General features: G+C 62.0%; 3 protein-coding genes. All 3 read left to right on the top strand.

Annotation, left to right across the window (positions count from 1 at the left end; genetic code table 11):
• The first annotated feature begins 28 nt into the window (after window positions 1-28).
• Window positions 29-1,273, top strand: a complete 1,245-nt coding sequence (locus tag VMH22_04865) for a transposase family protein (protein HTW91020.1) — start codon at window positions 29-31, stop codon at window positions 1,271-1,273.
• A gap of 502 nt (window positions 1,274-1,775) precedes the next feature.
• Window positions 1,776-2,825: a hypothetical protein gene (locus VMH22_04860; GenBank protein HTW91019.1), complete on the top strand. Its 1,050-nt coding sequence runs from the start codon at window positions 1,776-1,778 to the stop codon at window positions 2,823-2,825.
• Window positions 2,826-2,855: 30 nt separating this feature from the next.
• Window positions 2,856-4,717: PQQ-binding-like beta-propeller repeat protein (locus VMH22_04855; protein HTW91018.1), on the top strand; the 1,862-nt coding region annotated here is incomplete at its 3' end.

Genomic DNA, 4,717 nt, shown 5'->3' with positions numbered 1-4,717 from the left:
TCCCGGTCTGGCTTGGTCATGATATTGGATGGTCGCAACCTTCCCGAAGCACGTCTGTTCCAAGGATGGCCGGATGTCGGTGATCATGGCCAACGCCCGCCGCTATCGCGCGCGCCGCAAGAAACTCAAGTCAGCGATGCTGGATGAGCTGACTACGGTGTTGCACTACAATCGCCGCTACCTGGCCCTGCTGCTCCGTGCCTCCGGCCGCAGCGTCTTCACCCATCACCGCACCCGCGTTGTCGCCGACCCGCGAGTCTCGCTGGTCTGCCGCCGTGGACGCAAGAAAACCTATACCGCCGATCTCTTGCCTCACCTGAAGACCGTCTGGAGACTGGCCGACGGCATCTCCTCAGTCCATCTGACCGCCTTCATCAAAGCCAACCGCGCTGTCATCTTCCGCCACCGAGAGCTCAAGGACATTCCGCCACGGCTCAAACAACAGCTCCTGGCTATCAGTCCCGCCACCATCGACCGCCTGCTCGGACCGGTACGGAGCCGGGATATCCTCAAGCAACGTTACCAACGCAAGCCTCATGCCGCCTGGCTCAGAAAAGCCGTCCCCGTACAGTCATACCATGACAAGCCGCTCGACCGCTTCGGCTACATTGAAGTCGATACCGTCCAGCATTCGGGCAACACCGGCCGCGGGCAGTTCTGCGTTACGGTCACCGCCACCGAAGCGGATACCGGCTGGACCGAGCTCCGGGCTTTGCCCAATCGTGCTCAAATCTGGGTCAGTAAGGCCCTGAAACGGGTACTTGCCAGGTTGCCATTCACCCCGACCGAGATGCACACCGACAACGGCGGCGAGTTCATCAATCGTACCCTGATCGGGACCGCCCGCCGCCGGAAGCTCAAACAGACCCGGTCGCGCGCCTACCACAAGAACGATGCGCCCTATGTGGAGAGTAAGAACGGGTCACTGGTCAGAGCCTATGTCGGCTACCGACGCTATGAAACCAGACCGGAGTACCTCATTCTGCGTCAACTGGCACCGCTCATTTCACTCCGTCACAACCTGTTCATGCCGACCATGAAGTTCCAGGCCTCGGCAGCAACCGACAGACCATCTGCCCGACGCCGCCGGACAATCGCTACGCCCTACCACCGGCTGCTTGAGTCCAAGCGACTGTCGCCTCGCCAGTGCCATCGACTCCGCGTACTCCATCGTAGCGTCGACTACTTCAAGCTGACTGAGCGCATTGCCGTTCTGCAACGCCAGCTTGACCGAGCCTACCAGACCAAGTATTCTGCAGCGCCCACACCATGATGCCACCTCATCTCCGCATCATTTCGGGCAGATCCAATTCTGAGGAACTACGCAGGACGCGGCAATCGCATGCTTACGCGACAGCGCAGACAGGGGTCGGGCGAGCCGACCTTCTGAGACCGCTCCCGGGACGCCCGCAACCATGATTCCGATATTGAACCACGGAGAGCACAGAGACGGAGAGAGTCCGGGCCGAATCCCGCATCACCCGCTCTTCCTCCTCTGTGGCCTCCGTGGTTGTCCCAATATCGGTTCTCGGGCGCAAATGCTTTGTTGACAGGAACATAACGGAATGTAAGATGGAGGTGGTGCTCCAGCCTTCAGGTTGCCACTGGGTCATGCACGCCGCGCGGCGCGCGGCGGGTCATGGCCGACTTATTGTCTGCATCCCGGTCGTAGCAGCAGGGGTCTGCGCGCCTGAGACGCGCGGTCAGGGGTCACTTCCCTTGACACCCAATGCCGACAAACCTATAATACCGGAGCTATGAAAAAAGGAGGAAGAATGCGCACAAAGCACTATGCTTTTGCCGCAGCTTCAGTTGTTCTCATGGTCCTGGTCCTCGCCACGCCGTCGCTGGCTTTCCAGGGCAACGCCAAGCCCTGCATCTGCCACCCGATGATTTCACCGATGACGGGCGTAGCGAAAACCGTCTACGTCGCCACCCTCAACTACAGTGATCCGGACGGCGACGTCGCCGCCAAGGTGGAAGTCTACATTGACAACATCGCCTACCCGTTGAAGCGAGTCGGCAAGGGTACCGCCGCCCAGGCTACCTATCGGGCCCGGCTGACTCTTCCTCCGGGCGAGCACTCGCACTACTTCTACGTCGAGGACGCGCGCGGCGCGAGTGAACGTGTCCCGCGCTACGGGGCATACGACGGCCCGTTCGTCGGCGCTAAGAAACCGATGAACCTGCTGCCGGTACTGACCGACGGCGGCGTCTATTTCGACTACGGCTCGAAGCAGAGCATCTACACCTATGCGGTTCACTACAAGGACCGGGATTGCCCGCCGTCGCCCATGGTCAAAGTGGTCGTCGACGGCATCTACCACGACATGAAACTCCACAGCGGCAAGGCCAACGACGGCGTCTACCACTACCAGACCCTGCTGCCGGTCGGTCCTCACGCCTACTACTTCCTGGCCAAGGACCGCAACGGCGACTGCGTGAGTCTGCCGTCCGCCGGCTTCCTGCGCGGGCCGGAAGTGGTGGCCATGCCGAACACGCCCCCGGCGCTGCTCGACCAGCGGAATGAGCCGAAGGTCGGCGGAACCCAGAACGGGTGGGGCTGCCCCGTTCGCTACAGCTTCCTCGTGCATTACAACGACGTGGACGGCGATGATCCGCCGGTCGCGCTCATCTACATCGACAACGTCCCGCACTCCATGAAGCGCATCAAGGGCGACGCTGCCAACGGCCTGTACGCCTACCAGAGCGCCGAGTTCCTCAGCAACATGCACACTTACTACTACTACTTTGAAGACGGCAACGGCGGCAGCGTCCGCATGCCGGAAGTCGGCGTGTTCCACGGCCCAGTCGTCACCCGGTAGCCGAAACCAGCGGCCTACAGGGAGGACTGTATGACTTGGAGAAAGACGGCAGCGACATCTGTGCTGGCCCTGGTGGTCATCCTGTGCCTGACCGGCTGTCCGAACAAACCGCCGGCGACCCCGGGCGCTCCCTGGGGGGCTGATTCTACCTGGACTTACTCCACCTACTCCTGCAGTGTTGTTACCACTACCTCGAAGGGCTTCATTCGCTACATCATGGACTGGCAGGACGCGACCGACACCGGCGACGTCGCTTACGCCTCCAATGAAACCGCGGCAGTGACCCACGAGTGGGACGCGGCCGGCACGTACTCCGTCAAGGCGCAGGCGATTCGTGACGATGACCCGAAGAAGGCTTCCGACTTCTCTCCGGCCAAGTCCGTGAAGGTCGTGCTGAACCAGCGGCCGATCGTTGACTCGGTGCTGTTCCCGCCGGTCGCGGTCAAGGGCGCCCCAACGAACATCACCGTCTACGGCCACGACCCGGACGACGACAGCCTCTGCGCCATCGTCAAATGGCCGAAGGGCGACACGACGACCGAACTGACTCCCACGCCCTGCACCTTCACGGTCACCAACATCTTCAACGACGTCGGAAACGCGAAGGTCATCGTGTGGGTGCAGGACTGGAAGAAAGCGAAGTCGCTCCCGGACACGGTCCAGATACCCGTCGGCCTTGAGGGCGGCGTCAAATGGTGGTGGCAGGACGGCGAAGAAGGTGCGTTCACCACTTCTATGCTCGTGGCCAATGACGGCGCGGAAGAGGTCTTGCTGGGTCCCAGCAGCGGCGACTTCAAGTTCTACTCCCTCAAAGCCACCAACAAAAAGATCCAGGGTTCGACCACGACCTCGTGGCCCTCGTCGGAGTATGAATTCATCGGCGACCCTGCCTTCTGCGCCGCCACCGCTCATGTCATCGTCGGGAGTGAGGAAGGTGAGCTCTACGCACTGTCTCTCCCCAGTCTATCTCACGCCTGGCGGTGGCCGAACGTGTCGGTTGAGAGTCTGGAACCCTTCATCCCGTTCGGCGCGCCGGCGATAAGCGGCGGAGACATCTACGTCGGCCGCGAGGTAGAGAATGACAGCCAGGGTCGGTTGTACAAGTTCACCGACGCCAGCGGTTCTGTGACCAAGGCAGCCGACTACGTCGTCGGCACCAACGAGGCGGTCGTTGACGCGCCGGCAATCGACGCAGACGGCAGCGTCTACTGCGGCACCGACGGCGGCTATCTGATCAAGCTGGACGCAAACCTCAGTTCGCCCGTGTGGCGTCGCCATCTCATTCCCAGCGGTGAGGTCGGCGGGCCGATAATCGGCAGCGATGGCACGGTCTACTGCGGAACCGATACCGGCGGCGGCAACCCGCCATCTCTGTATGCGATCAACCCGGACAGCACAAACAAATGGCCCCCGCTGGCGCTGGACGGCCTCGGGTCCAGGCCTGCGCTCGGCCAGTCGGCGCTCTTTATCGGCACCGACCAGGGCACGGTCTACAGCATCGACCCCGCAACCGGCAGCATAAACTGGCAGAAGTCACTGGGCCAGGGCATCGCGCTCAACACCACACCCATTGTTGCGGCCAACGGCTACGTGTACATCCAGACCGACGACGACGTGCTGTTCTGCCTGAATCAGGCCGACGGTACGAAGATCTGGGCCTGTGACTGCAACTACTACCTGCCCGGCGGCGGCCTTATGTCCAACATCGCCTATCCCCGCAAACACGGATTGCGGCGCTATGACCGCGGACATGGTCTGCGGATCGCGGACCTGACCGGCAACGACCCGAATCCATCCATCACCAGCACCGGCGACATCATCGTCGTCGGGAAGACTGCGCTCTTCTGCGTGGCTGGGTACGCCGCGGGTCCGCTCGACCCGAACGCACCGTG

It is taken from the genome of bacterium, assembly GCA_035505375.1.
In the GTDB taxonomy this organism is placed as follows: domain Bacteria; phylum Hydrothermota; class Tepidihabitantia; order Tepidihabitantales; family Tepidihabitantaceae; genus UBA2258.
This window is presented reverse-complemented; position numbering and strand designations above follow the sequence as displayed.

Bases quoted from the DNA above. Each gene is read 5' to 3' on its own strand.
- VMH22_04865 (HTW91020.1), top strand. From the start codon at position 29: ATGGTCGCAACCTTCCCGAAGCACGTCTGTTCCAAGGATGGCCGGATG.
- VMH22_04860 (HTW91019.1), top strand. From the start codon at position 1,776: ATGCGCACAAAGCACTATGCTTTTGCCGCAGCTTCAGTTGTTCTCATG.